23 protein-coding genes and 2 pseudogenes are annotated in these 23,958 nt (G+C 70.3%); 13 read left to right on the top strand and 12 right to left on the bottom strand.

Translation table 11 applies throughout. The features are described 5' to 3' along the window. Positions 1-5: 5 nt before the first annotated feature. Entirely contained in the window at positions 6-824 is an 819-nt protein-coding gene (locus ACFWFI_RS00170) for a helix-turn-helix domain-containing protein (protein ID WP_387383830.1), read from the bottom strand. 185 nt (positions 825-1,009) lie between these two features. Between ACFWFI_RS00170 and ACFWFI_RS00165 the strand changes: the two genes are divergently transcribed. Continuing rightward, positions 1,010-1,363, top strand: coding sequence for an antibiotic biosynthesis monooxygenase family protein (locus ACFWFI_RS00165; RefSeq protein WP_387383712.1), 354 nt, complete (start codon positions 1,010-1,012; stop codon positions 1,361-1,363). 183 nt (positions 1,364-1,546) lie between these two features. Here the strand turns inward: ACFWFI_RS00165 and ACFWFI_RS00160 are convergent, their stop codons facing one another. The 3 genes from ACFWFI_RS00160 to ACFWFI_RS00150 form a co-directional block, all read right to left on the bottom strand. Then, entirely contained in the window at positions 1,547-1,885 is a 339-nt protein-coding gene (locus ACFWFI_RS00160) for a P-II family nitrogen regulator (protein ID WP_387383710.1), read from the bottom strand. Continuing rightward, the gene (locus ACFWFI_RS00155; RefSeq protein ID WP_387383708.1) at positions 1,882-3,204 is read right to left on the bottom strand and encodes an ammonium transporter; all 1,323 of its coding nucleotides are present in this window, start codon (positions 3,202-3,204) and stop codon (positions 1,882-1,884) included. Before ACFWFI_RS00155 ends, ACFWFI_RS00160 begins: the two co-directional genes overlap by 4 nt. 242 nt (positions 3,205-3,446) lie before the next feature. Continuing rightward, entirely contained in the window at positions 3,447-4,667 is a 1,221-nt protein-coding gene (locus ACFWFI_RS00150; RefSeq protein WP_387383706.1) for a right-handed parallel beta-helix repeat-containing protein, read from the bottom strand. Between the two features lie 441 nt (positions 4,668-5,108). Between ACFWFI_RS00150 and ACFWFI_RS00145 the strand changes: the two genes are divergently transcribed. Together ACFWFI_RS00145 and ACFWFI_RS00140 are read left to right on the top strand one after the other, a co-directional pair. Beyond that, positions 5,109-6,581, top strand: a complete 1,473-nt coding sequence (locus tag ACFWFI_RS00145) for an AlkA N-terminal domain-containing protein (protein WP_387383704.1) — start codon at positions 5,109-5,111, stop codon at positions 6,579-6,581. Positions 6,582-6,598: 17 nt separating this feature from the next. Then, positions 6,599-7,117, top strand: a complete 519-nt coding sequence (locus ACFWFI_RS00140; RefSeq protein ID WP_387383702.1) for a methylated-DNA--[protein]-cysteine S-methyltransferase — start codon at positions 6,599-6,601, stop codon at positions 7,115-7,117. 42 nt (positions 7,118-7,159) lie between these two features. On the opposite strand, the gene ACFWFI_RS00135 is transcribed toward ACFWFI_RS00140, so the two are convergent. Beyond that, positions 7,160-7,744 (bottom strand): TMEM165/GDT1 family protein, encoded by a 585-nt coding sequence (locus ACFWFI_RS00135; protein ID WP_387383700.1) that lies wholly within the window; start codon positions 7,742-7,744, stop codon positions 7,160-7,162. A gap of 317 nt (positions 7,745-8,061) precedes the next feature. Here ACFWFI_RS00135 and ACFWFI_RS00130 point away from each other — a divergent pair, with 317 nt between their 5' ends. After that, positions 8,062-8,472 carry an NADH-quinone oxidoreductase subunit NuoE family protein gene (locus ACFWFI_RS00130; RefSeq protein ID WP_387383698.1) on the top strand — a complete coding sequence of 137 codons (411 nt, stop codon included), beginning with the start codon at positions 8,062-8,064 and terminating at the stop codon, positions 8,470-8,472. A gap of 69 nt (positions 8,473-8,541) precedes the next feature. On the opposite strand, the gene ACFWFI_RS00125 is transcribed toward ACFWFI_RS00130, so the two are convergent. Further along, the gene (locus ACFWFI_RS00125) at positions 8,542-9,090 is read right to left on the bottom strand and encodes a TetR/AcrR family transcriptional regulator (RefSeq protein WP_387383696.1); all 549 of its coding nucleotides are present in this window, start codon (positions 9,088-9,090) and stop codon (positions 8,542-8,544) included. Positions 9,091-9,111: 21 nt separating this feature from the next. Beyond that, positions 9,112-10,611, bottom strand: a complete 1,500-nt coding sequence (locus ACFWFI_RS00120; protein ID WP_387383694.1) for an MFS transporter — start codon at positions 10,609-10,611, stop codon at positions 9,112-9,114. Between the two features lie 173 nt (positions 10,612-10,784). Between ACFWFI_RS00120 and ACFWFI_RS00115 the strand changes: the two are divergent. Beyond that, positions 10,785-10,937: pseudogene (locus tag ACFWFI_RS00115) on the top strand (transposase); the annotation flags it as partial. 114 nt (positions 10,938-11,051) lie between these two features. Here the strand turns inward: ACFWFI_RS00115 and ACFWFI_RS00110 are convergent. Beyond that, complete coding sequence (locus ACFWFI_RS00110; protein ID WP_387383692.1) at positions 11,052-11,183, bottom strand: hypothetical protein; 132 nt, start codon at positions 11,181-11,183, stop codon at positions 11,052-11,054. 10 nt (positions 11,184-11,193) lie between these two features. Beyond that, positions 11,194-11,919 carry an SIR2 family NAD-dependent protein deacylase gene (locus ACFWFI_RS00105; protein ID WP_387383691.1) on the bottom strand — a complete coding sequence of 242 codons (726 nt, stop codon included), beginning with the start codon at positions 11,917-11,919 and terminating at the stop codon, positions 11,194-11,196. A gap of 70 nt (positions 11,920-11,989) precedes the next feature. Here ACFWFI_RS00105 and ACFWFI_RS00100 point away from each other — a divergent pair. Then, positions 11,990-12,189: pseudogene (locus ACFWFI_RS00100) on the top strand (DUF2191 domain-containing protein). A 4-nt stretch (positions 12,190-12,193) separates the two neighbouring features. Here the strand turns inward: ACFWFI_RS00100 and ACFWFI_RS00095 are convergent. Beyond that, complete coding sequence (locus ACFWFI_RS00095) at positions 12,194-12,688, bottom strand: NUDIX domain-containing protein (RefSeq protein WP_387383689.1); 495 nt, start codon at positions 12,686-12,688, stop codon at positions 12,194-12,196. A 130-nt stretch (positions 12,689-12,818) separates the two neighbouring features. On the opposite strand from ACFWFI_RS00095, the gene ACFWFI_RS00090 reads away from it, so the two are divergent. Then, the gene (locus tag ACFWFI_RS00090; RefSeq protein WP_387383687.1) at positions 12,819-13,934 is read left to right on the top strand and encodes a glycerate kinase; all 1,116 of its coding nucleotides are present in this window, start codon (positions 12,819-12,821) and stop codon (positions 13,932-13,934) included. A gap of 116 nt (positions 13,935-14,050) precedes the next feature. Here ACFWFI_RS00090 and ACFWFI_RS00085 read toward each other — a convergent pair whose 3' ends face one another. Then, entirely contained in the window at positions 14,051-14,773 is a 723-nt protein-coding gene (locus ACFWFI_RS00085; protein ID WP_387383685.1) for a helix-turn-helix domain-containing protein, read from the bottom strand. 216 nt (positions 14,774-14,989) lie between these two features. Between ACFWFI_RS00085 and ACFWFI_RS00080 the strand changes: the two genes are divergently transcribed. From ACFWFI_RS00080 to ACFWFI_RS00060, 5 genes are read left to right on the top strand one after another with little or no spacing between them, the layout of a single operon-like run. Next, the gene (locus tag ACFWFI_RS00080; protein ID WP_387383683.1) at positions 14,990-15,787 is read left to right on the top strand and encodes an ABC transporter ATP-binding protein; all 798 of its coding nucleotides are present in this window, start codon (positions 14,990-14,992) and stop codon (positions 15,785-15,787) included. Continuing rightward, positions 15,784-16,560: an ABC transporter ATP-binding protein gene (locus tag ACFWFI_RS00075; protein WP_387383681.1), complete on the top strand. Its 777-nt coding sequence runs from the start codon at positions 15,784-15,786 to the stop codon at positions 16,558-16,560. The genes ACFWFI_RS00080 and ACFWFI_RS00075 overlap by 4 nt, the downstream gene beginning before the upstream one ends. Next, entirely contained in the window at positions 16,557-17,447 is an 891-nt protein-coding gene (locus ACFWFI_RS00070) for a branched-chain amino acid ABC transporter permease (protein WP_387383679.1), read from the top strand. Before ACFWFI_RS00075 ends, ACFWFI_RS00070 begins: the two co-directional genes overlap by 4 nt. After that, on the top strand, positions 17,440-18,570 hold the full coding sequence (locus ACFWFI_RS00065) for a branched-chain amino acid ABC transporter permease (protein WP_387383677.1): 1,131 nt from the start codon (positions 17,440-17,442) through the stop codon (positions 18,568-18,570). The genes ACFWFI_RS00070 and ACFWFI_RS00065 overlap by 8 nt, the downstream gene beginning before the upstream one ends. Beyond that, complete coding sequence (locus ACFWFI_RS00060) at positions 18,567-19,820, top strand: ABC transporter substrate-binding protein (RefSeq protein ID WP_387383675.1); 1,254 nt, start codon at positions 18,567-18,569, stop codon at positions 19,818-19,820. The genes ACFWFI_RS00065 and ACFWFI_RS00060 overlap by 4 nt, the downstream gene beginning before the upstream one ends. Positions 19,821-19,890: 70 nt before the next feature. Here the strand turns inward: ACFWFI_RS00060 and ACFWFI_RS00055 are convergent, their stop codons facing one another. Then, positions 19,891-22,248 carry a galactose-binding domain-containing protein gene (locus ACFWFI_RS00055; RefSeq protein WP_387383673.1) on the bottom strand — a complete coding sequence of 786 codons (2,358 nt, stop codon included), beginning with the start codon at positions 22,246-22,248 and terminating at the stop codon, positions 19,891-19,893. A gap of 283 nt (positions 22,249-22,531) precedes the next feature. Here ACFWFI_RS00055 and ACFWFI_RS00050 point away from each other — a divergent pair, with 283 nt between their 5' ends. After that, positions 22,532-23,890 (top strand): glycoside hydrolase family 5 protein, encoded by a 1,359-nt coding sequence (locus ACFWFI_RS00050; RefSeq protein ID WP_387383671.1) that lies wholly within the window; start codon positions 22,532-22,534, stop codon positions 23,888-23,890. The last annotated feature ends 68 nt before the right edge of the window (positions 23,891-23,958 follow it).

Raw genomic sequence — 23,958 nt, 5'->3', positions numbered from 1 at the left:
TTCCCTCAGCCTGCGGCTCTAAGGGCAGCGGCCGTCTCCTTGTCCGCGGGCAGGAACGTCTCGACCGCCAGTTCGGAGACGGTCACATCCATCGGTGTGTTGAACGTCGTGGCCGTCGAGATGAACGACAGCACGCGGCCGCCCGCCTCGATCCGGAGCGGCAGCGCGTACGGGTGGACATCCGGGCCGTGCCCGTCCGTGCGCTCGTCCGGACCGGCGTGGGTGCTGCCGGGCGGCGCAGGGTAGGCGGCGACCTCCTCGTACAGGCTGCGCAGCGCATCCGAGGAACGCAGCGCGGCCTGCCGCTCCATCCGCTCCAGCAGGTGGGCACGCCACTCGCCCAGATTGCGGATCCGCGGGGCCAGGCCCTGCGGGTGCAGCGTCAGGCGCATAGCGTTCATGGGTGACTGCAGCAGGTGACCGGACACCCCGTCGAGCAGTATCTGCACGCCCTTGTTCGCGGCCACCACGTCGTACATCCCGTCCATCACCAGGGCGGGGAGCGGTTCGTAGGCGGTCAGCAGCTGATCCAGCCCTGCCCGGAGCGTTGCCATAGCCGGCGCGGTCAGCGACGTCTCCGGATACGAGGGAGCGTAACCGGCGGCCATCAGCAGCGAGTTGCGGTCCCGCACGGGAACGTCGAGCTGATCGGCGAGATGCAGCACCATGGACCGGCTCGGCGTGGACCGGCCGGTTTCGATGAAGCTGATGTGGCGCGCGGAACTGTCGGCCTTCAGAGCCAGTTCGAGCTGGGTGACACCCCGCAGCTTGCGCCAGCCCCGCAGCAGGCTCCCGACGTTCACGTCATCGACCGTCCTGGTCATGGCAGTCGTCATGGCCAGGACGGTATCCGATCAGGAAATCCCGATGGGCACGAGTGCGCGGTGGCAAGCCGTTTCCGGGGGCCGGGGGAGAGCTCGGACCGCTTTGGTCAAGAGATGGATCCCTTATGCGTCCCGTTAGGGAAAGACGCTGGATCGGCGGGCGCATCCCGCCTTACGGTGGCGCCATGAGCGATCACTCGGAAGCGCCTGTCGCGCCCGTCGAGGCCTATGAAACCCCCTACTACGTAGCTGTCTTCACAACGGTGCGAACCCAGAACCAGAGCGGCTACAGCGAGACCAGCGCACGCATGGAAGACCTGGTGAAGGACGTCCCCGGGTACCTGGGGATGGACCACGCGCAGACTCCTGGCGGGCTGGGTATCACCGTCGGGTACTTCCGCGACGCCGACGCGCTCGCGGAGTGGCGGTGCAACGCCGAGCACCGCGCCGCTCAAGAGCGTGGGCAAGCCGAGTGGTACCAGAGCTACACGCTGCATGTGGCGAAAGTGGAGCGGAGCCACGGGTTCACGCGGGCGTAGTCCCGCAGAGCCCGGCATCGGCCGGCACCGGTCGTGCCGGCCGCAAGGGGCAGGGGCGGCACGGTCCGCCGCTGCGTCACCGGCGGACCGGACCTGCCGTCGACGAACAGCTCCACGAGGTGGCCGACAGGGCGAACGTCCTCCACGAGGTGGCCGACAGGGCGAACGTCGCCTGATGCGGCACTAAATGGCCTCCGGCCCCCGCTCGCCCGTGCGGACCCGCACCGCGGTCTCCACGGGCAGCGCCCACACCTTGCCGTCGCCGATCTTGCCGGTGCGGGCGGCACGGACCACCGCTTCGAGGACCGGCTCCGCGTCGGCGTCCTCGACGAGCACCTCTATACGGATCTTGGGCACCAGGTCCACCCTGTACTCGGCGCCCCGGTAGACCTCGGTGTGGCCGTGCTGGCGCCCGTAACCGCTGGCCTCCGTGACCGTCATCCCGTTCACGCCGAGGTCCTGCAGAGCGGTCTTCACCTCGTCGAGGCGGTGCGGCTTCACGACGGCGGTGATGAGCTTCATGGGGCGGTGCTCCTGTCCTGGAAATGAAGTGCGGAGTGGCCCGGGGTCTGCGCGGCGGCATGACCCAGGCCGCCGTGATCGTAGGCGCTCTCCGCGTGCACTGTCTGGTCCAGGCCCGTGAGTTCTTCCTCCTCGGTGGCCCGCACACCCATCAGCCGGTCGATCGCCTTGCCGATCCCGTACGTCATGAGGAAGGTGTACGCGGCCACGGCGAGCACGGCGACGGCCTGCCGGGCGAGCTGGCCCGCTCCGCCGCCGTAGAGGAGACCGTCCGCGCCGCCGGTCATCGTGGCCGTCGCGAACAGCCCTATGAGCAGCGTGCCGACGACGCCTCCCACGAAGTGCACGCCGACCACGTCCAGGGAGTCGTCGTAGTCGAACCGGAACTTCCAGGCGACGGCGTACGAGCAGACGACTCCGGCCACGAGTCCGACGACGGTGGCGCCGAGGACGCCGACGGTCCCGCACGCGGGAGTGATCGCCACCAGGCCGGCGACGACGCCGGACGCGGCGCCGAAGGTGGTCGGGTGGCCGTCGCGCCGCTGCTCGACGAAGAGCCAGCCGAGCAGGCCGGTGCATCCGGCGACGAGGGTGTTGAGGACGGATGCGGCGGCCAGACCGTTGGCGCCGAGCGCCGAGCCGCCGTTGAACCCGAGCCAGCCGAACCAGAGCAGGCCCGCACCGAGCATCACCATCGGCAGGTTGTGCGGCCGCATCGCGTCCTTCTTGAAGCCGATGCGCGGTCCGATCACCAGCGCGAGGGCCAGACCCGATGCCCCGCACGTGATCTCCACGACGAGGCCGCCGGCGAAGTCCAGTGCGCCGAGCGAGTCCGCGATCCACCCGCCGGGCCCCCATACCCAGTGGGCGACGGGAACGTATACGAGCAGGGTCCACACCGGCACGAAGACCAGCCAGGCCGCGAACTTCATGCGGTCCGCGATCGCTCCGCTGATCAGCGCCGCGGTGAGGATCGCGAAGGTGAGCTGGAACGTGGTGAACAACAGGGTGGGGACGCTGCCCGTGAGGTCGTCGGGACCGATGCCGACCATGCCCACGTGGCCGAGGCCGCCGATGAGTCCCGCGAACGTGTCGTCGCCGAACGCCAGCGAATAGCCCGCGAGCAGCCAGACGACCGTGACCAGCGCGATCGACACGAAGCTCATCATCAGCATGTTGAGGACGCTCTTCGTGCGGACCATTCCGCCGTAGAACAGGGCGAGGCCCGGCGTCATCAGCAGGACGAGAGCGGTGGCGGCGAGGAGCCAGGCGGTGTCGCCTGTGTCGAGGCCTGCCGAGGCCAGGGTCACGGGGGTCAAGAGAGGGGTCCCTCCTCGGGGCGGCGTGGGGTCCGGCCCAGAGAGAGTCGCGGCTGTGCGTTTCGCGGAGGACGCCTTCGCGTTTCCGGCATGTTTCATTGCGTGAAGGTGACCGAAACCTCACCGCGGACAGAGCCGCGCGCCCTGCCGGTCCGTCCGGGTAGGGCGGACGGACCGGCAGGGCGTGAGCGGCAACAGGTGTGGGTGACTACAGGCAGGCGTGCGTGCGTCCGTGGCTACGGCTACGGCGTCACCCTGTCGCCGCCGAAGGTCACGACGAGCGAGCCGTCGGCCGCGAAGGACCAGTCCATCGCGCCGGAGTACGCGGAGCACGCCGACCCGTTCGAGCCGGCCCAGAACTGGTTGGAACTGTCGGCGTCGCCCACGGTCTTGTCGTTGGAACCGTCGTCGCTGCGGCAGGAGACGTTGTCGCGGAACACCGAAGTGCCCTTGTCGAAGGAGAAGTTGCGCTCGGCGTTGTCGATGCTGACGTTGTCCGACACCGTCATCGAGCCGGGGTTGCTGTTGTAGGTGAATCCGTGGTGGCCGTTGTTGTAGGCGATGTTGCGCCGGACGATGTGGTCGACCTCGATGTCGTCGCCGCCGAGCTTGTAGCCGTTGCGGTCGCCGTCGGAGTTCACGGTTCCGTCGGAGAGGGTGCCGTTCTCGTACGAGAGGGAGTCCTCGATGGTCACGGGGCCGATGGGGCCCGTCTCCGACTTGGTGTAGAGGTCCCAGCCGTCGTCGATGTTGTTGTGGGACACGGTGTAGCGGAACACGTTCCCGGGGCCCGAGGTGAGCTTCGAGGCGAAGCCGTCGGCGTCCTCACCGTCGGAGTCGGCGTTGTCGTGCGACTCCGAGCTCAGGATGAGGTTGTCGGCGGGCCACTCGTCGTCGGGGGTGTCGGAGGCGATCCGTGAGATCTGCAGGCCCGAGTCGTGGTTGAAGCGCGTCACGACATGTTCGATGACGTTGTTGCTCCCGCCCACGAAGATCCCGTTGTCGCCGGCGTGCTCGACGACGATGCCGTCGATGTGCCAGTACGCGCCGTTCACGGCGAGGCCGCGGTTCGCCGGGTCCTCGCTCATGGCGCCGAAGTTCAGCACCGGGATCTCGTCCGGGTAGGCGGCGAGTGTGGTGCGGGCGCTCGGGGTGCCGTCGTTGCCCGGCGGGATGGTCACCGTCTCGGAGTACGCGTACGTTCCGCCGCGCAGATAGATCGTCCCGCCGGAGGTGACGCGGCTGATCGCCGAGGAAAGAGTCGTCGGGTCCGACTCCGTGCCGGCCGCGTCGTCGCTGCCGCCCGGCGCCGCATAAAGGGCGTCGGCGGCCACCGCGGCCGGGGCGCTGACCGCGCCCGTGCCTGCGGGAGTGGAGGTGGCCTGCGCCATGGTGCCGGACAGTGCGACGAGTGAACCGGCCAGCAGGCCGATACACGCGATGACGGGCTTCTTCTTCTGCATCGTTCGTCTCCAGGTCGGGTTGGTTCCACTGACCAGTGGGCGTCGGAGCGGCGAGTCCGGTAACTCCTCGGCGGGAAAGCCGGGTCCGGTGCGGGAGCGACCGGAGCGGGTGGGACCGAGTCGGCACATGGGGGTGGCCCTTCCTGTCGCGGCTCGGGGTGCGGCATCGCGGTCTGTTCGGGTTTCTGAACAGATGGTGCGGCCGACGCCATACTGAGTGGGGGGCAAGCGCTTTCTCGGACCGTAAACGCCTGTCGTGGGCACGTCAATACACTTGTACGTGATTGAAGTTCAGTGACCTGAACGCGAGGTGGGGTGCGTACTCCTCCCGGCGCCGGACGATGACGGCCGGGAGACCCGCGACCCCGTGTCGGATTGCCGCGCGAGGTCGATGTCGGATTTCCGCCAGCCCTCGGCCCCTCCGTGCCCGATGCTTGGAGCATGCACACCGACACCGAGCGCTGCGTGCGGGCCGTACAGTCGAAGGACGCCCGCTTCGACGGATGGTTCTTCACCGCGGTCCTGACCACCCGGATCTACTGCCGGCCCAGCTGCCCGGTCGTGGCGCCGAAAGCCCGGAACATGACCTTCTACCCCAGCGCGGCCGCGTGTCAGCAAGCCGGATTCCGGGCCTGCAAGCGGTGCCGGCCCGACACCAGCCCCGGCTCCCCGGAGTGGAATGCCCGCGCCGACTCCGTCGCCCGGGCCATGCGCCTCATCCAGGACGGAGTCGTCGACCGGGAAGGCGTACCGGGGCTCGCCGCCCGCCTCGGTTACTCCGCCCGGCAGGTCGAGCGCCAGCTCCTCGCCGAACTCGGCGCGGGACCCCTCGCGCTGGCCAGGTCCCAGCGTGCCCAGACCGCCCGGGTGCTCATCGAGACGACCGGGCTTCCCCTGGCCGAGGTCGCGTTCGCGGCCGGATTCTCGTCGATCCGTACGTTCAACGACACCGTGCGGGAGGTCTTCGCGCTCGCCCCGGGAGACCTGCGCACCCGTGCGGCACGAGGGCGCCGCACGCCGGGGAGCCCCGGGGTCATCGCCCTTCGGCTGCCGTTCCGCGCCCCGCTCAACCCCGGCAACCTCTTCGGGCACCTCGCCGCGACCGCCGTCCCCGGCGTGGAGGAATGGCGCGACGGCGCCTACCGCCGCACGCTCACCCTTCCGCACGGGCACGGCATCGTGGCGATGTCCCCGCAGCCCGGCCACATCGACTGCCGGCTCTCCCTCACCGACCCCCGCGACCTCACCCAGGCCATCAGCCGCTGCCGCAGACTGCTCGACCTGGACGCCGATCCGGTCGCCGTCGACGACCAGTTGCGCTCGGATCCGCTGCTCGCCCCGTTGGTCGACGCGGCACCGGGACGCCGGGTGCCGCGTACGGTCGACGCGGCGGAGTTCGCCGTGCGCGCGGTGCTCGGCCAGCAGGTCTCCACAGCCGCCGCCCGCACCCACGCGGCCCGTCTGGTCCGCGCCCACGGGACCCCGGTGGAGGACCCCGAAGGCGGGCTGACCCATCTCTTCCCGACCTCCGACGCACTGGCCGGCCTCGACCCCGAGGCGCTCGCCCTGCCGCGCAGCCGCCGCGTCACGCTCACCACCCTCGTGGCCGCCCTCGCCGACGGATCGCTGCATCTGGGGGAGGGCACCGACTGGGAGAAGGCGCGCGCGGAACTGGCCGCGCTGCCCGGCTTCGGCCCCTGGACGGTCGAGGTCATCGCCATGCGAGCCCTGGGGGACCCGGACGCCTTCCTCCCCACCGACCTCGGTATCCGCAGGGCGGCCGAACAGCTAGGCCTCCCGTCGACCCCGGCGGCCCTGACCGCACGCGCCGCGCGGTGGCGCCCCTGGCGGGCGTACGCCGTGCAGTATCTGTGGACCGTCGACGACCACCCCATCAACCATCTGCCCGCCTGAGGGCGTGAGGACGAACCGTGACCACCACACCCACGACGACCCGGCAGCACACCGTCGTCGACAGCCCGTACGGTCCGCTCACCCTGGTCGCGACCGACGGCGTGCTGTCCGGTCTGTACATGACCGGACAGCGGCACCGGCCGCACGAGGAGACCTTCGGCGTACCGGACCCACAACCCTTCGGCGAGACCGTCCGTCAGCTGGACGCCTACTTCGCGGGTGAACTGACGGAGTTCGACCTCCCGATGAATCTGGCGGGTACCCCGTTCCAGCGGAGCGTCTGGGCCGAACTCGTACGGATTCCGTACGGTGAGACCCGCTCCTACGGGGAACTGGCCGAATACCTCGGCAAGCCCGGCGCCTCCCGCGCGGTGGGCCTCGCCAACGGCAAGAACCCGGTCGGGATCATCGTTCCCTGCCACCGTGTCATCGGAGCGTCGGGGAGCCTGACCGGATACGGCGGCGGGCTGGACCGCAAGCAGCGGCTTCTCGCCTTCGAACGGGGCGCGGACGGCGAGGTGCCGGCCCTTTTCTGAGCGGGGCGGCAGGGCCGGTCAGTCCGGCCCTGCGCCGCACGCTCAGCCCGTGAAGATCTCGACGACCGACCAGATCGCCAGGCCGAGCATGCACAGACCGCCGATGCGCTGCACGGTCTTCAGCGGCACCCGCTTGGCGATGAACCGACCGGCGAGCAGTGCCAGGGCGGACACCGACATGAGGGCGATCGCCGACCCGATGGCCGTGGACCAGGCACCGTTGCTCGCGGCGAGGTTCGCGGTGGTGATCTGGGTCAGGTCGCCCCACTCGCTGATGAACACCGCCATGAAGGCGGTCGAGTAGACCGGCCAGAAACCCGTGACGGTCTTGATCTCCTCGTCCTCGTCGTCGTCACCGCCACCACTGCGCAGCAGCATGAAGGCGCCGAACGCGAAGAGGGCGGCGGAGACGAGCTTGACGATCCAGTCGGGCAGCAGGCCGATCAGCCCACCCGCCCCGACCGCGATGGCGACGTGCACGATGAAGGCGGACGAGGTGCCGAACCAGACGTAGAGCGGGCGCATACGGGTGCCCATGGCCAGCGAGGCGAACATCGTCTTGTCGGGGAGCTCCGCGAGGAAGATCAGCCCGAAGGCGGTGAGGATCGCCAGGGGGTCGAGATGCATTCCGGGTGGCTTTCTGTGAGAGCCGGGCCCCGGGTCTTCCGCGAAGTGCCACTCGGGCTTTTTCGGAGGACCACTCGGCCCGGCATGACCGCAGCGCCCGCAGGGCGCGGGCGTGTCATACCTGACCGAAGGTCTCGCCCACCCGTAAGGATCTACGAGCCCGGCCACCGGGAACCCGAAGGCTCCAGTGTGTCGACGACCGGTTTGCGGGGCTACTCCCCTTCGCAGCCGTCAACACTACCTCACCGGAGCTGCGGCGGAGCAGGTCGGTACAGTCCTGCCGTGATCATCCCCGCCGCACACCGGAGCGTCCCCGAATGAGCCGCCGTCCCCGCAAGCCCGCCGGAACGGGGCCGTCCAGGCCCACCGTGAGTGTCTGCCGGGGCTGCTGCTGCGGAACCCCGAAGATTCCCGGCGTGGACCACCCCGGTCAGCTCGCGCAGCTGCGGCAGGCCCTCGACGGGGCCGCCACCGTGCGGGCGGTGGAGTGCCTGGACGCGTGCGAGCACGGCAACGTCATCGTCGTGCAGCCCTCGTCCGAGGGCCGCCGCGCGGGCGGCCGCCCCGTCTGGCTCGGGCTGGTCAACGATCCGCACGCCGTCGCCGACATCGCCGCATGGGCGGGGGAGGGCGGGCCCGGCCTCGCGGACCCGCCGGAGATCCTGGACCTGTACGGGTTCAGCCCTTCGCGCCGGATCCGGGCCGGGCTGGAGGACGAGGGGTCGTAGGCCCCCTCTGACAGATGACCACCGCAGTGAGCAAGGATCCAGCGGTCGGGAGATTGCGGGGCGGCGGGCTCAGGTGTCGTCGTGGTTGAGGGTGCCGGCGATGCGTTCGGCGACGGCGCGGCGCAGTTGGGGGGTCAGCCGCGCGGCGGTGAGGGATTCGTACAGCCACAGGCCGTCGGCGGCGAGGCGGGCGATGAACTGGTCGAGCGCGTCCGGGTCGTCGGCGTCGGTGGTGGTCAGGGGTGGGGCCCATCGCTCCATGACGGCGTCCCAGGGGGCCGCGTGTCCGGGAGTTGTGGTTCCTTCGAGCATGAAGAGGAGCTCGGCCCGTGTGGCGCTCTGGGTGGCGACGCGGGTGTAGGCGGTGAGCCTTTCGGTGGGGGTTGCCTCGTGGGCCGGTTTTCCCGCCGCCGCGGCGATTTGCGCCTCCCATTGGTCGGCGAGGTGCTGGTGGATGGCCTGGACGAGGTCGTCGCGCGAGGCGAAGTGGTAGAGGAGTCCGCCCTTGGTCAAGCCGGCCTCGGCGGCGACGGAGTCGAAGGTGACGCTCTTGACGCCTTCGCGCTCCACGACGCGGGCGGCCGCTTCGAGGATCTGGGTTCGTTTGCTGGTCCGCATGGAAGCTCCCGGGGCGGGGTGTCAGTGGTGTGTGGGGGCGGACAGGGCTGATCCGGGGCCGTGGTGGCGCAGGAGGAGACCGGTGGTGATCGCGCCGACGGCGATGACGGCGGTGACCACGATCATGACGGTGAAGTAGGCCCCGTCGAAGGCCTCGGATGCGGCCGTGATCAACGACGGGTTGCCGTCTCCGGCCAGCGCGAGGGCGGTGTCGAGGCTGTCGCGCGCGGAGTCCGGGGCTCCGGAGGGCAGGTCGATGGTCGCGCTGTAGACAGCGGTCAGGAGACTGCCGAGCAGTGCGACCGCGATGAGGCTTCCGAACTCGTAGGACACCTCCTCCACGGATGACGCCATGCCCGCCCGGCGGGCCGGGACGTTACCCATGATCGCGCTGGAGGCGACGGACATGGCCGCTCCTAGACCGGCGCCCGTGATGAGCAGCCCGGTGATGAGCAGTCCCATGCTGGAGTCGAAGTGCAGCAGGACCAGCACGGAGCCGACCGTGCTGAGGGCCAGACCACCGGCGACAAGGGGCAGCAGACCGACCTTGTGCAGGCTTGCGCCGCCTGCCACGGCTGTCGGCAGTGCTCCCGCAGCGACGGCGGCGACCAGAAGCCCGGCGCGCAGGGGGGTGAAGCCCTCCACGAGCTGGAACCGCTGCGTGGTGACCAGCTGGATACCGGCGATCGCGAACATGGAGAACCCGGCGGCCAGGACTCCGGCGAGGAAGGCCCGGTTGCGGAAGATCGCGAAGTCCAGCAAGGGGTACGGCAGACGGCACTGCCTCCGGGCGAACGCCCAGCCTCCGGCGACGGCGGCGAGGACGGCGACGGCGATGAACAGGGGTGCGGGTTCCGGCTTGGCGGTTTCCTTGATCGCGATCACGAGGCCGACCAGGGCGACGAGCGCGAGAAGCGAGGAGGGCAGGTCCCACCGCTTGGTGGGGTCCGCGTCGTTGGGCGGTGCGAGGAGCAGCGTGGCAGCCAGGGCGACGATGACGACGGGAACGTTGATCAGGAAGACCGACCCCCACCAGAAGCTCTGCAGCAGAAGCCCGCTGATGATGGGGCCCAGTGCACTGCCCACGATCGCCAGGGTGCCCCAGATGGCGATGGCCACGTTGCGCTCGCGCTCGTCCTCGAACGTGATGCGGATCAGCGCGAGTGTCGCGGGCATCATCGCCGCCGCGCCGACGGCCAGGAATGCCCGTGCCGCGATCAGGGTCTCCGGTGTCGGGGAGAACGCGGCGGCGAGCGAGGCGGCGCCGAAGACCACCAGGCCGATCAGGAACATCTTCCGGTGCCCCACCCGGTCGCCCAGGGTGCCGCTGCCAAGCAGCAGCCCGGCCATCACCACCGGATAGGCGTTGATGATCCACAAGCTCTCGGAACCGCTCGCACCGAGCTCCTCCACCAGAGTCGGCAGGGCCGCGTACAGGATCGAGTTGTCCAGCGTGATCAACAAAAGCCCTGCGCTCACCACCGCCAGCAGCAGCCAACGCCGCCGCGTACTCGGAACCATCCCTGCACACCTCTCGTCCAGCACCGTCGTCACCTCATAACTGTACCTTTCGAAAGGTGCAGTTATGACGTCGGGGGGTGGCGTGTGACCGCACGTCGCGCCTCGCACCGGCGACCCGCGCCACGCGGGCACGCACCCCGGTCCGTCGGCGACCTCCGAGCGGTATCGGCCGGCGGCCGTGGCGGGATCACCGGCGGTGATCAACGGGGTGTCGTGGCGGTTGCGGACCGGTGCTCCGTGGCGTGACCTGCCGGAACGCTACGGGCCGTGGCAAACCGCCCATGACCGGTTCGCCCGCTGGGAGACGGACGGTACCTGGGCCCGCTTGCCCGAACGGAACCAGTTCCGGGGTCTACCCCTGGCCGTCGTCGTCACGCCCGGCAACGTCAACGATTCCATCGCCCTCGACGCTCGTACCGCGCCACCAGGATCTCCAGTTCCTAGCGGGGATCCCGGCCGACCGGCAGCCGGCCCGGGGCGACCGGGTACCCCCGGACACCGCGGTCCCCGGGCGTCGTGGTCCACAGGACGCCGCCTGATCCCGCGTCGAGGAAGAACCGGGCACTGGGCATGCTGCTCCTTTCAACCGCGTACGGACAGCCGCTCCAGCAGCGCGGGCAGCGCCGTCCCGATGGGTTCGCGCACCGTCTCCTCGGCCAGCTCGTCGTAGGGGGTCGGCTCGGCGTTCACCACGATGAGCCGGGCCCCGTGCTCCACCGCGATCCCCGCCAGCGAGGCTGCGGGCTGCACCTGGAGCGTCGTGCCCACCGCGATGAACACCTGGCTCGCCTTGGTGATCGCCATCGCCTCCGCCAGCACCTGCGGATCGAGACGCTCGCCGAACATCACCGTCGCCGACTTCAGGATGCCGCCGCAGACCGAGCAGGGCGGATCCGGCTCACCCGCCTCGACCCGGGCCAGTGCCTCCTCCATGGCCGACCGTGCGTGGCAGCGGGTGCAGACCACCTCGCGTGCCGTGCCGTGGAGTTCGACGACCTTACGGGCGGACAGCCCCGCCCTCTGGTGCAGTCCGTCGACGTTCTGCGTGATCACCCGGACCGGAGTGCCCGACCGTTCGAGCGCGGCAACCGCACGATGGGCGGCGTTCGGCTCGGCGTTCCACGCCGCGGCGTCGCGGCGCATCAGCCAGGAGCGGCGCCGGATGTCCGGATCGGACATGTAGAAGTCGTACGTGACGAGCTTCTCCGCCTCCGGGTCCTTCCGCCAGAGGCCCTGCGGACCGCGGTAGTCGGGGATGCCGGAGTCCGTGGAGACGCCGGCGCCGCTGAGGATCGCGACGAGAGTCATGGCCAGAGCCTAGGGACGCGGTTGTCCCGCCGCGATGGCATTTCCGCGGCCACCCCATAAGGTCCGGGCCATGGCCGAGGCCGACGTCGGTCCGGACGCGGACCCGTCGTGGAAGTCATGGTGCTCGCGGGCGTCGGAAATCCGCAGGACGCCGTCGAGTTGGTCGTGGGCGACTACATCGCGCGCGGCCACCGCACCGAGGCGCGCGCCGCCGCGCAGGACGGCGCGCGGAGGGAGGCCGGCGCCAGGCCGCAGGACCCCCGGGGCTGACCCCTCACACCGGGACCCGTACGCCGTCCTCCAGTTCGGCCGCGCCCGCGCCGGAGTCCAGTACCTCCAGCGCCGCCCCGATACGCCGCCCCAGCCGGCCGGGCAGGTGACCGGCGAGGTCGGCGCGGTCCACCAGCCGCCAGGAGACGAGTTCGTCCTCCTGGATCCGGATCGCGTCGAGCTGCTCCTGCGCCAGCACACCGCCGTCGTAGACGTACGCGACGATCGGAGGACGGCCCACGCCGCGTGCCCAGTCCACCGCGAGCAGCCGGCCGGGCGCGAGGTCGAGACCGATCTCCTCCGCCGTCTCGCGGCGGGCGGCCTGCCGGGGACTCTCGCCGTCGCCCGACTCGATGGTGCCGCCGGGCAGCGCCCAGCCCTCCCGGTAGTTCGGCTCGACGAGCAGGACCCGTCCCCGCCCGTCTCGGAAGAGGGTGGCGGCTCCGGCCAGTACACGGGGGAGCCCTGCGATGTAAGTGGCGTAGTCAGAGGTGGTCACGGGGGCAGCGTAGGGGCCGGCCACGTGGTTTCGGACAGCCATGGGCAGATCAGGGGTGGTCCGGATATGGTCGGGGCGGCGCGACTGCCTGTTCGAAAGCAAGGGATACAAGGTGACGGACGGAGCAGTGATGGAGACCCCCCACGTGCTCGTGGCGGCGGACAAGTTCAAGGGCTCGCTGACGGCCGTACAGGTCGCGGAGCGGGTGACGGCCGGGCTGCGGCGCGTCGTACCCGGGGTGCGGGTCGAGACCCTGCCCGTCGCGGACGGCGGCGACGGTACGGTCGCGGCGGCGGTGGCAGCCGGATTCGAGCGCCGCGAGGCGCGGGTTACCGGGCCGCTGGGGACCCCGGTCACGGCGGCGTACGCGGTGCGCGACACCACCGCCGTGGTGGAGATGGCGGAGGCCTCGGGCCTCCAGCATCTGCCCGCGGGGGAGTTCGCCCCGCTCACGGCGACGACGTACGGCTCGGGGGAACTGCTGGCGGCCGCGCTCGACGCGGGCGCGCGGACGATCGTGTTCGGCGTCGGCGGCAGCGCCACGACGGACGGCGGCGCGGGCATGCTCTCCGCGCTCGGGGCGCGCTTCCTGGACGGCGACGGCAAGCCCGTCGGCCCCGGCGGCGGCGCACTCGCCGAGCTGGCGGAGGCCGACCTGTCGGGGCTCGACCCCCGGCTCGCGGACATCGACCTGATCCTGGCCAGCGACGTGGACAACCCGTTGACCGGCCCGAAGGGCGCCCCCGAGGTCTACGGGCGGCAGAAGGGGGCCACCGAGGACGACATCGCGGTCCTCGACGCGGCGCTCGTCCACTACGCGTCCGTGCTGGGACCCGAGACCGCCGAGCTGCCCGGAGCAGGCGCGGCCGGAGGCATCGGATACGGGGCACTGGTCGCGCTGGGCGCACGCTTCAGGCCCGGCATCGAGGTCATGCTCGACGTCCTCGGCTTCGCCCCCGCGCTGGCCCGCGCCACGCTCGTCGTCACCGGGGAGGGCTCGCTCGACGAGCAGACGCTGCACGGCAAGGCCCCGGCGGGCGTCGCCGCCGCGGCTCGCTCCGCCGGCGTGGAGGCCGTCGCCGTGTGCGGACGCCTCGCCCTGCCGCCGGAGGCGCTGGGCCGGGCGGGCATCCGCCGGGCCTACGCCCTGACGGACCTGGAGCCGGACCCCGCCGTCTGCATGGCGCAGGCCGGCCCCCTGCTGGAACGCGCGGCCGAGGCGATCGCCCGCGACTTCCTGTCCTGACACACCGCCGTGAGGGGAGCCCACCGGGCTTCCCTCACGGGTGGGCGCCCCGCCCCCGAAGACGCGGCGCCCACCCCGCACGGGCGCGGTGCCCCGTCCGAAGACGCGGCGCACTCTCACGGGTGCGGTGCCGTGAGCCTGAACGCGTCCAGCGCCAGCATCATCTCGATCAGTTCGCGGGGCCGTGACAGCGACCGCGAGGTGAGTCGCTCCAGCCGCCGCAACCGGTTGAGCACGGTGTTGCGGTGGCAGTACAACCGCCCCGCCGCCCTCCCCGCCGACCCCCCGCACTCCAGCCACGCCTCCAGCGTCCGCACCAGCAGCGCCCGGTCCGCCGGGTCCAGCGCCAGCAGCGGGCCGAAGACGTCCGCGACCAGTCGGGCCGACAGCTCCGGCTGGCTCACCACCAGTGCCGCGGGCAGCCGCTCCTCCAGCCGTACGATCTCCGTGGTGCCCGGCGGACAGGTCAGGAACGCCACCTCGGCCAGCCTCCGCGCGGCCTCCAGCCCTGCCAGACCGTCGGCCACCGGGCCGACTCCGCCGGGACCCGGGCAGCACCGCACCAGCAGGGCGACGAGCGCCGCCGGATCCCGGTCACCCAGCGCGACGACGAGGAACTCGCGGTCCGCCCGCTTCCGCCGGAAGAACCGCAGCCCGTCCGCCTCCATCGCCACACCCGCCGGCCCGCCCCCGCCCGCCCGCAGCACCGCCACCGCGTAACGGCCCCGCTCCGGCAGGTCCAGACCGCTCGCCGCGCGCGCCGCGAGGCCCGGCTCCGACCGGCCCTCCAACAGGGCGTCGAGCAGCGCCCGGCCCCGCTCGTCACTGCGCCGCCGCATGTCTTCGCTCCGTTCCGCAGGCGAGCCGCTCATGGCTGGTGAGGATGCCACCGGCCGCGCCGGGGACGACGGCCCGGCACCTCCCTCTGTGCACCCGCACAACCGGGCCCTTCGAAGACTGGTCACCCGCAGCGATTGCGCCCGTGGCCGTGGACGCGCGCCGCGCCCGCTGCTGGTCTGTGGCACCACAACGACCAGTCGGAAGGAGGAGGACGCATGGCAACGCTCGAGATCCGCGAACTGTCCGTGGGCTACGGCCCGGTACGGGCACTGCGCGACGTCTCCGTCGACGTGCCGGCCGGCGCGATCACCGCTGTACTCGGTGGCAACGGCGCCGGCAAGACCACGCTGCTGCGGGCCGTATCGCGGACCCTCGGCTTCCACCGCGGCACGGGCACGGGCACCATCCGCTTCGACGGCCGCCCCCTTGACGGGCTCCGCCCCGCCCAGGTGGTGGCGGCGGGAGTGATCCAGGTACCGGAAGGGCGACAGGTGTTCGCCCGGATGACGGTGGCGGACAATCTGCGGGCGGGCGCACTCGGGGCACGCGGTGGGCGCAAAGCAGCGGCCGCCGCCCTCCACCGCGTACACGAACTGTTCCCCGTGCTCGCCGAGCGCGCGCACCAGCGGGCCGGTCTCCTGTCCGGGGGCGAGCAGCAGATGCTGGCGATGGGCCGTGCCCTGATGGCCGGGCCCCGCCTGCTGCTGCTGGACGAGCCGTCCCTCGGCCTCGCCCCACTGATGGCGGCCAGGATCGCCGAGACGATCCAGGAGATCAACGCGGGCGGCACCTCCGTCATGCTCGTCGAGCAGAACGCGGCCATCGCGCTGCGGCTCGCCTCCACGGCGTACGTCCTGGACGTCGGCGAAGTCGCACTCGACGGCCCGGCCGACGAGCTCGCCGCCTCCGACGAGGTACGCCGCCGCTATCTCGGAGTCGTCGACGAGACGGCCGCCGAGGACGCCGCACAGGCGGTAGGCGTCACCCGCTCCCTGAGCAGGTGGTCGGCGTGACGACCTCCCCGGCCCCCCTCGCCGTGCGCGACGTGACCGTACGCTTCGCCGGACTCACCGCCCTCGACGCGGTGTCCTTCACCGTCGAGCCGGGCAGTGTGCACGCCGTCATCGGACCCAACGGAGCGGGCAAGTCCACCACCTTCAACGTGCTCTCCGGCGTCTACCGCGCCACCTCGGGCAGTGTGCACCTCGGTGACACCGAACTCACCGGGCTGGCCCCGCACAAGATCGCAGACCTCGGCGTGGCCCGCACCTTCCAGAACCTGGCCCTGCCCCCGCACGCCACCGTCGCCGAAAGCCTCATGCTCGGCCGGCACCGGCTCACCCGCGCCGGGTTCGTGGCCTCCGGACTGAGGCTGCCCTCCGCGACCCGGGAGGCCCACCGGCATCTCGAACGGGTGCGTGAGATCGCCGAATTCATCGGTCTGGAGAAGGAACTCGACTTCCCGGCCGCCGCCCTCCCGTACGGGAAGCAGAAGCTCGTCGAGCTCGGCCGCGCCCTGTGCATGGAGCCCGAGGTCCTGCTCCTGGACGAGCCCATCGCGGGCATGACCGCCGATGAACGCCGCCGCACAGCGGCCGTCGTCGCCGGTGTGCGCGACAGCCTCGGCATCTCGATCGTCATGGTCGAACACGACATGGGAGTGGTGATGCGGCTCGCGGACGCCGTGACCGTACTCGACTTCGGACGCAGGATCGCGGGTGGCACGCCCGCCGAGGTGCAGAACGACCCGGCCGTCGTGCAGGCCTACCTGGGGGCACAGGAATGACCACCTTCATCGAACTCCTCCTCGGCGGCCTGTCCATAGGATCGGTATACGCACTGATCGCGCTGGGCTTCGTCGTCATCTTCAAGGCGACCGAGGTCGTCAACTTCGCGCACGCCTCGCTGCTCCTGGCGGGCGGCTACGTCACCGCCGTACTCCACGACGACATCGGCTTCTGGCCGGCGCTCGGCGTCGGGATCGCCGGTGCGGCGGTCGTCGGGTCGGCGGTCGAGTTCTTCGTGATGCGCCGCTACCGGGGGAGCGACCAGAGCGTCCTGGCCATCGTCACCATCGGCGTCGACATCCTCCTCACCACCGAACTCACCCGGCGCATGGGGACGGACGTCATGTCGCTGGGCGACCCGTGGGGCGACGACGTCGTCACCATCGGGGGCGTCACCCTCGCCGAGACACGCATCGCCGCGTTCCTCGTCGCGGGGCTGCTGATCACGGTGTTCCTGCTCGCCTTCCGCTTCACCTCGTGGGGCGTCTCCATGCGGGCCGCCGCCGAGAACCCGCAGACCGCCGCACTGATGGGTATCCGGCTCGGCCGGGTCTCGCTCTCCGCCTGGGCGGTCGCCGGAGCCCTCGCCGCCGTCGCCGCGCTCTTCCTGACCGTGTTCCCGACCCCCGGCCTGGAACGGGCCACCTCACTCGCCGCGCTCAAGGCGTTCCCCGCCGCGATCCTCGGCGGCCTCGACTCGACGACCGGGGCACTCGTCGGAGGGCTCGTCGTCGGAGTCACCGAGTCACTCGCCACGGGCTACCAGAGCGACCTCTCCTTCCTCGGACGCGGCATCGGTGATCTCGCGCCGTATCTGGTGATGGTGGTCGTCCTGCTCGTCCGGCCGGCGGGACTCTTCGGTACGAAGGAGCTGTCCCGTGTCTGAAGCCACCAAGGACGCCGCCGCGCCGGCCGCCCCTGCCGGGGCCACCACCGCCGCGGGGGCGCCGATCACCGACCGGCTGCGCCGGCCCGCCCCGTACCTCTGGCTCGCCGGCTCGGTCCTGCTCCTCCTGTTCCCGTTCTACCTGGACCGCTTCTGGCTCCAGGCCGGACTGTTCGCGATGGCCGCCGCGATCGGGGCGATCGGGCTCAACCTGCTCACCGGCTCCACCGGCCAGCTCTCCATGGGGCACGCCTTCTTCCTCGCGGTGGGCGCGTACGGCTACTGCATCCTGGCCGGGGAGAGCAGCACGGAGAACGGGCACACCCTCACCGGCCTCGGCCTGCCGACCTGGCTCGCGGCCGTCCTGGCCGTGCTCCTGGCGGGCGCCGCGGGCGGGCTCTTCAGCCCCATCGCGGGGCGGCTGAGCGGCGCCTACCTCGGTATCGCGACGCTCGCGCTGATCTTCATCGGCCAGCACGTGCTGTTCAACGCGGGCTCACTCACCGGCGGCTTCAACGGCCGTCCCGTGCCGCCCCTCTCGCTCTTCGGGTTCACCTTCGACGACGCCGAAGTGGTCGTCGCCGCAGTGCCCTTCCAGTCGTCCGAGAAGCTCTGGTACCTGGGGCTGGCTGCCCTTCTGGCCAGCGGGCTCTTCGCCCGCGGGGTGCTGCGGGGCAGGCCCGGCCGGGCGCTCAACGCCATCCGGGACCACCGGATCGCCGCCGGCGTGATGGGGGTTCCGGTGGCCAGGTACAGGGCCGGTGTCTTCGTCCTGTCCTCGATGTACGCGGGCCTCGCGGGCGTCCTGCTCGCGCTGGTCTTCCAGCGGACCGTGCCGGAGTACTTCGGCATGATCCTGTCCCTCGAATACCTCGCCATGATCGTCATCGGCGGACTCGGCAGCGTCGCGGGAGCCGTCATCGGCGCCGCGTTCGTGTCGCTGCTCCCGCAGGTGCTCACCCACTACAGCGACTCCCTGCCCCTGGTGTCCGCCCCTGGTACGGGCGGCATCGCACCGGGCGAGGCGTCCCGCTATCTGTACGGCGCCGCGGTCGTCGCGGTCGTCCTGTTCCTGCCCGGCGGCATTGCGCGTCTGAAGACTCCAGGGGAGAAGAAGAAATGAAGCTACGTGTTGTCGGAGCCGTTGTCGCGGCTCTCACCCTCACCCTCGCGGGATGCAGCGAGAAGGCGAAGTCCTCGGACGACGGCGCCGCGGACAAGAACGGTGTGAAGACCGGGGAGGGCGTCACCGACTCGAAGATCACCCTCGGGGCCCTGACCGACATGACCGGGGTGTACGCCTCGCTGGGCAAGAGCGTCACCCAGGCCCAGCAGCTCTGGGTGAAGGAGACCAACAAGGCGGGCGGAATCTGCGACCGGCAGATCGAACTGACCGTCCGCGACCACGGATACGACCCGCAGAAGGCGATCGGCGCCTACACCGAGCTCGAACCGGACGTGCTGGGCTTCACCCAGTTCATCGGCTCCCCGTTCGTCTCCGCCGTCGAGTCGCGCATCGACGGCCAGGACAAGGGCATCGTCCTGCCCCAGGCATGGTCGGCGAACCTGGTCGGATCCAAGTACGTCCGCGTCATCGGCGCCACGTACGACGTCGAGACGATCAACCTGATCGACTTCCTGCTCGACGAGAAGCGCATCGCCAAGGGCGACAAGATCGGTCACGTCTACTTCGAGGGCGACTACGGCGAGAACGCCCTGGCCGGCTCCAAGCACGCGGCCCAGGAAGCGGGCCTCACCGTCGTCGAGCAGAAGATCAAGCCGACCGACAACGACATGACCGCCCAGGTCTCCGCGCTCAAGCAGGCCGGTGTGAAGGCGATCATCGTCAGCGCCGGACCGCGCCAGGCGGCCTCCCTGGTCGGTGTCGCCGCGGCCACCGGCTTCAACGTCCCGGTCGTCGGCAACAACTCGGCGTACGCCCCGCAGCTGCTGGCCACCCAGGCGGGCGCCGCCCTGCAGAAGGACTACTACATCGGCGCCTCCACCCTGCCCATCGGTGACGCCGGCGCCGGCCCGGCGAAGCTCTCCAAGGCGTACGCGGCCCAGTACCCCAAGGACGGCCTCGACAACGGCGTCATCGCCGGATACAACGCGGCATCCGTCTTCGGCGAGGCGCTGAAGAAGGCATGCGAGTCGAAGGACCTGACCCGCGAGGGTGTCGACAAGGCCCTGCTCACCATCAAGGACTTCGGCGGTGACTTCGGGATCTCGCACGACTTCACCGACCCGTCGGCGCCCTCCACCCGGCAGACCGTCGTCATGAAGCCCGACGCCAAGACCCCCGGCGGCCTCAAGGTGGTGCGCCCCGCCGAGGTTGCCCCGGCCGCCGAGTCCTTCGCGCCCAAGTCCTGACCCAGGGCCTCTCGATCCTCCCCGCACAGCGACGGGCCCGGCCGCACAGGCCGGGCCCGTCCGTGTGCGGTCAGCTGGTGTAGGCCTCCACTTCGGACAGCTGGCCTGCCGGCCAGCCGGTGTTCGCGGTGAACGTCAGCCGCAGATAGCGGACCGGTGTCCCGGCGAGCGTCACCGTCGCGGTGTTACCGCCCGACGGGTTGAACGTGTAGCCCGTCGGCGCCTTCAGCGAGTTGTAGGCGGAGTTGTCGGTGCTGCCCGTGACGCCGATCGTCTGCGTGCGCGTCGCCCAGGCCGCGGCCGGAGGAAGCTTCAGCACCAGCCGCTTGACCGCCTTCGCGGCACCGAGGTCCACGGTGACGGACTGCGGGAAGGCGTTGTTGCGGCTCTCCCAGTAGCTGTTGGCGTTGCCGTCGACCGCGTTGGAGGCGCCGTAGACGTCGGCGTGACCGGACTCCGTGACGGGGCGTCCCTGGGCGAGGTTGCCCGTCTCCTCGGGCGGGTCCGTCGGGTCAGTGGGATCGGTCGGGTCCGTGGGCCCGCCGCCCCCGGGGACACCGCCGTTGGTCCACACAGGGGCGGGCCAGACACCCGTGCAGGCGGGCGGGTTCGCGTACCAGCCCGAGTTGCCGGTGCCCTGGGTGATCTGGAAGCCGCTGCCGACACAGTTGTGGATCGGGTTGGACTGGGCGATGTGCGTGGCGACGACCTTGTTGAACGAGGCCGTGCCCGGAGACTGGATCTGCAGCGCGTACGTACCGGCCCCGTCGATCTTGATGTTGTCGAAGTGCAGCCCGTTGCTCGCGCCCTCGATCAGGTGGATCGCGGCGTAGGAACTGTCCAGGATCTCGCTGTCGGTGATGTTGATGGTGGCATTGGCGATGGGTTCGTTGAGACCGCTGAACCAGATCGCACCGACGCCGAAGTGCCAGTTGAAATCGTTGTTCCCGGTGCGGATCAGGGTGTTGCGAGCAGCGGTGTGGGTGCCGGAAACGGCTGTCCCCTGGCCCGAGTTCACACCCGGATAGCGGTTGGCGATGTGCAGCCCGCCACCGTTGCTGATGGTGTCCGACATGACGTTGTCGGAGATCGTGATGTCCTTGCCGCCGTACGTGACGATGTTGTTGGCGAGGATCGGGAGGATCACCGTGTTGAACGTGAACTTGTTCTTCACGTTCGGGACGTTCTCCGCCCACATGGCCAGACCGTCGTCGCCGGTGTTGCGGACGAAGGTGTTGGTCACAGTGGAGTTCGTGACGCCGTAGTGGAAGTTCACCCCGTCGGCGGTCTGGTCCAGGATCCGGCTGTTCCTGATGGTGAAGTTGTCCATCGGGCCGTCCATCCAGGCGCCGCACTTGGTGTGCTGCATCCAGACGTTGTCGACGACCGAGTTGGACATGGCCCCGCCGATGGCGTTGACCTGGTCGTTGTCCACCCGCTCACGGATGTCGCCGATGATGGCGAAGTCCTTGAGGGTGACGTTGCTGCTGCCACCCTGCGCCGAGTACTTCCCGTAGACACCGACCGCCTTGCCGCGGTCCGTGGGGTGACGGCCGGTCAGCACGCTGTACCACGGACCCGCGCCGCGCAGGGTCACCTTGTCGACGACGATGTGGTCCTGGACCTGGAAGGTGCCCTGCGGGATGTACACCTCCTTGCCCTGGGTGCGGCCCGCGTCGACCGCGGCCTGGATCTTCGCGGTGGAGTCGGAGCCACCCGTCGGGTCGGCGCCGAAGTCGCTCACCACGTCCAGTGCTCCGGACGGCTTGCCGACCGGAGCGCCGACCTGCTCGAAGTCCGCCAGGTCGATGGTGAACGACGGTGACGCGGCGGTGGAGGTCACCTGGAGCCGGACCTTCGTACCGGCTGCCAGGGTGGACCCGAACATGGTCCGGGTCTCGTCGTAGAAGTGGTGCGGGTTGGTGTCGCCCGGGTTGTTGTTGAAGGGGTAACCCCCGTAGTACCAGCCGTACTTCGACGTCACCGGCACGCTCTTGAGCGAGGAGCCGTTGACCCGCAGGTCCAGTGAGGAGTCCCGGCCCGTCCCGGCCGCGTTGTCCGGCAGCGAGTAGCGGAAGGTCATCGCGTTCGCGGGGGCGGTGAGCGTGAACTCGACGTACTCACCGGCGGCGTCGAGCGTGACGGCCTGCCGGCCCGACGCCTCGGACGGCAGGGAGCCGTAAAGGCGGTCGGGGCCGATCAGGGAGCCGTTGGTGGCGGCGTACTCGGCTTCCTGTTCCTTGAACGGGACGGTGGCGCCCCGGCCGGATATCCCGACGGGTGACGGTGCGGGGACCGCTGCGGCCTGTGCGGGGGGAGCGCCGGCCAGTACGACCGCCGCGGCGGTGCCCGCGGCGGCGAGTGCGAGGGAGAGGGAGGCGGACAGGGAGCGTCTGAACAGACGTGGTCCAGCGGGTGGTGGGGTCACGTGTGGGTCGTCCTTGCGGCTCGTGGGGCTCTTCGGACGCCCCACAGGCTAGGAGCACCCGAGTAAAGAAGTCCACGGTGCTGCGCAAGATTTCGTCTTCATCGCTCAAATAAGTGACTCGACGCGGGAATACCGAACGGACGCAATGGGCATGTGTCTTCAAGAAGTGAAGTCTTGTCATGTCCATTGACAGCAGTTCCGTCGCGCTGGCTTCATGTGAGCAACGGAATGGGAGCGCTCCCATTCGTGCTGCCCGCCTCACCCCCATGAAAGGCGACAACGGATGAAGCCATGGACGAGAAAGCCGCTGGGTACGGCGCTTGCCGCGGCCGTGACCGCGACCGCTCTGCTGATGACGCTGTCCGGGCAGGTCGCCGCGCAGCCTGCGACCGCCGCTCCGGCAGTCCTGCCCGCGGCCGGTGCCGGGACGGACTGGCTGCACACCGAGGGCAACCGGATCGTCGACGAGCAGGGCAACGAGGTCTGGCTCACCGGTGCCAACTGGTTCGGCTTCAACGCCACGGAGCGCGTGTTCCACGGGCTCTGGTCGGCCAATCTGGACACGATCACCCGTCAGATGGCGGAGCGCGGCATCAACATCCTCCGCGTCCCGATCTCCACCCAGCTCCTGCTGGAGTGGAAGAACGGTCAGGCCGCGACATCCAGCGCGGTCAACACCTGGGCCAATCCCGAGCTCAAGGACAAGACGACCCTGCAGGTGTTCGACGCCTTCCTGGGGGTCGCGGAGAAGTACGGCATCAAGGTGATGCTGGACGTCCACAGCGCGGAGGCCGACAACTCCGGCCATGTGTACCCCGTGTGGTGGAAGGGGGCCGTGACCACCGAGCAGTTCTACTCCGCCTGGGAGTGGGTGACCGCCCGCTACAAGGACAACGACACGCTCGTGGCGATGGACGTCAAGAACGAGCCGCACGGCAAGCAGTCCGACAGCCCCCGGGCGAAGTGGGACGGCTCCACCGACCAGGACAACTTCAAGTACGCCTGCCAGACGGCCGGCAAGCGGATCCTCGCGATCAACCCCCATGTCCTCGTCATGTGCGAAGGCATCGAGGTCTACCCCAAGGACGGCGTGAGCTGGTCCTCCACCTCGGCGACCGACTACCACGGCATGTGGTGGGGTGGAAACCTGCGCGGGGCGAAGGACCACCCGGTCGACCTCGGCTCCCAGCAGGACCAGTTGGTCTACTCCCCGCACGACTACGGACCTCTCGTGTACCAGCAGCCCTGGTTCCAGGGCGAGTGGAGCCGCACCACGCTGGAGCGGGACGTCTGGGACCCCAACTGGCTCTACCTGCACAAGAACGGCACCGCACCGCTGTTCATCGGTGAGTGGGGCGGCCACCTCGACAACGGCCCGAACCAGAAGTGGATGACCGCCCTGCGCGATCTGATCGTGGAGAACGGCATCCACCAGACCTTCTGGTGCATCAACCCCAACTCCGGCGACACCGGCGGTCTGCTGGGTTACGACTGGGCGACCTGGGACGAGGCCAAGTACGCGCTGCTCAAGCCCGCCCTGTGGCAGTCGGGCGGGAAGTTCGTCAGCCTCGACCACGAGGTCAGGCTCGGCGGCGCGGCCAGCACCACCGGCATCAGTCTGGGCGACCTCTACGGTGGCTGAACCCGGCCCCGAGCCCGCGGCACCACCCCGCTGAACGTCCTGGGGCGCCGATGAACCCCACCGCCTCG

Origin of the sequence: Streptomyces sp. NPDC060209, from assembly GCF_042728155.1 — a bacterium.
Lineage (GTDB): Bacteria > Actinomycetota > Actinomycetes > Streptomycetales > Streptomycetaceae > Streptomyces.
Note: the sequence above shows the minus strand (reverse complement) of the source record. Positions and strands in the feature narration are given on the sequence as shown.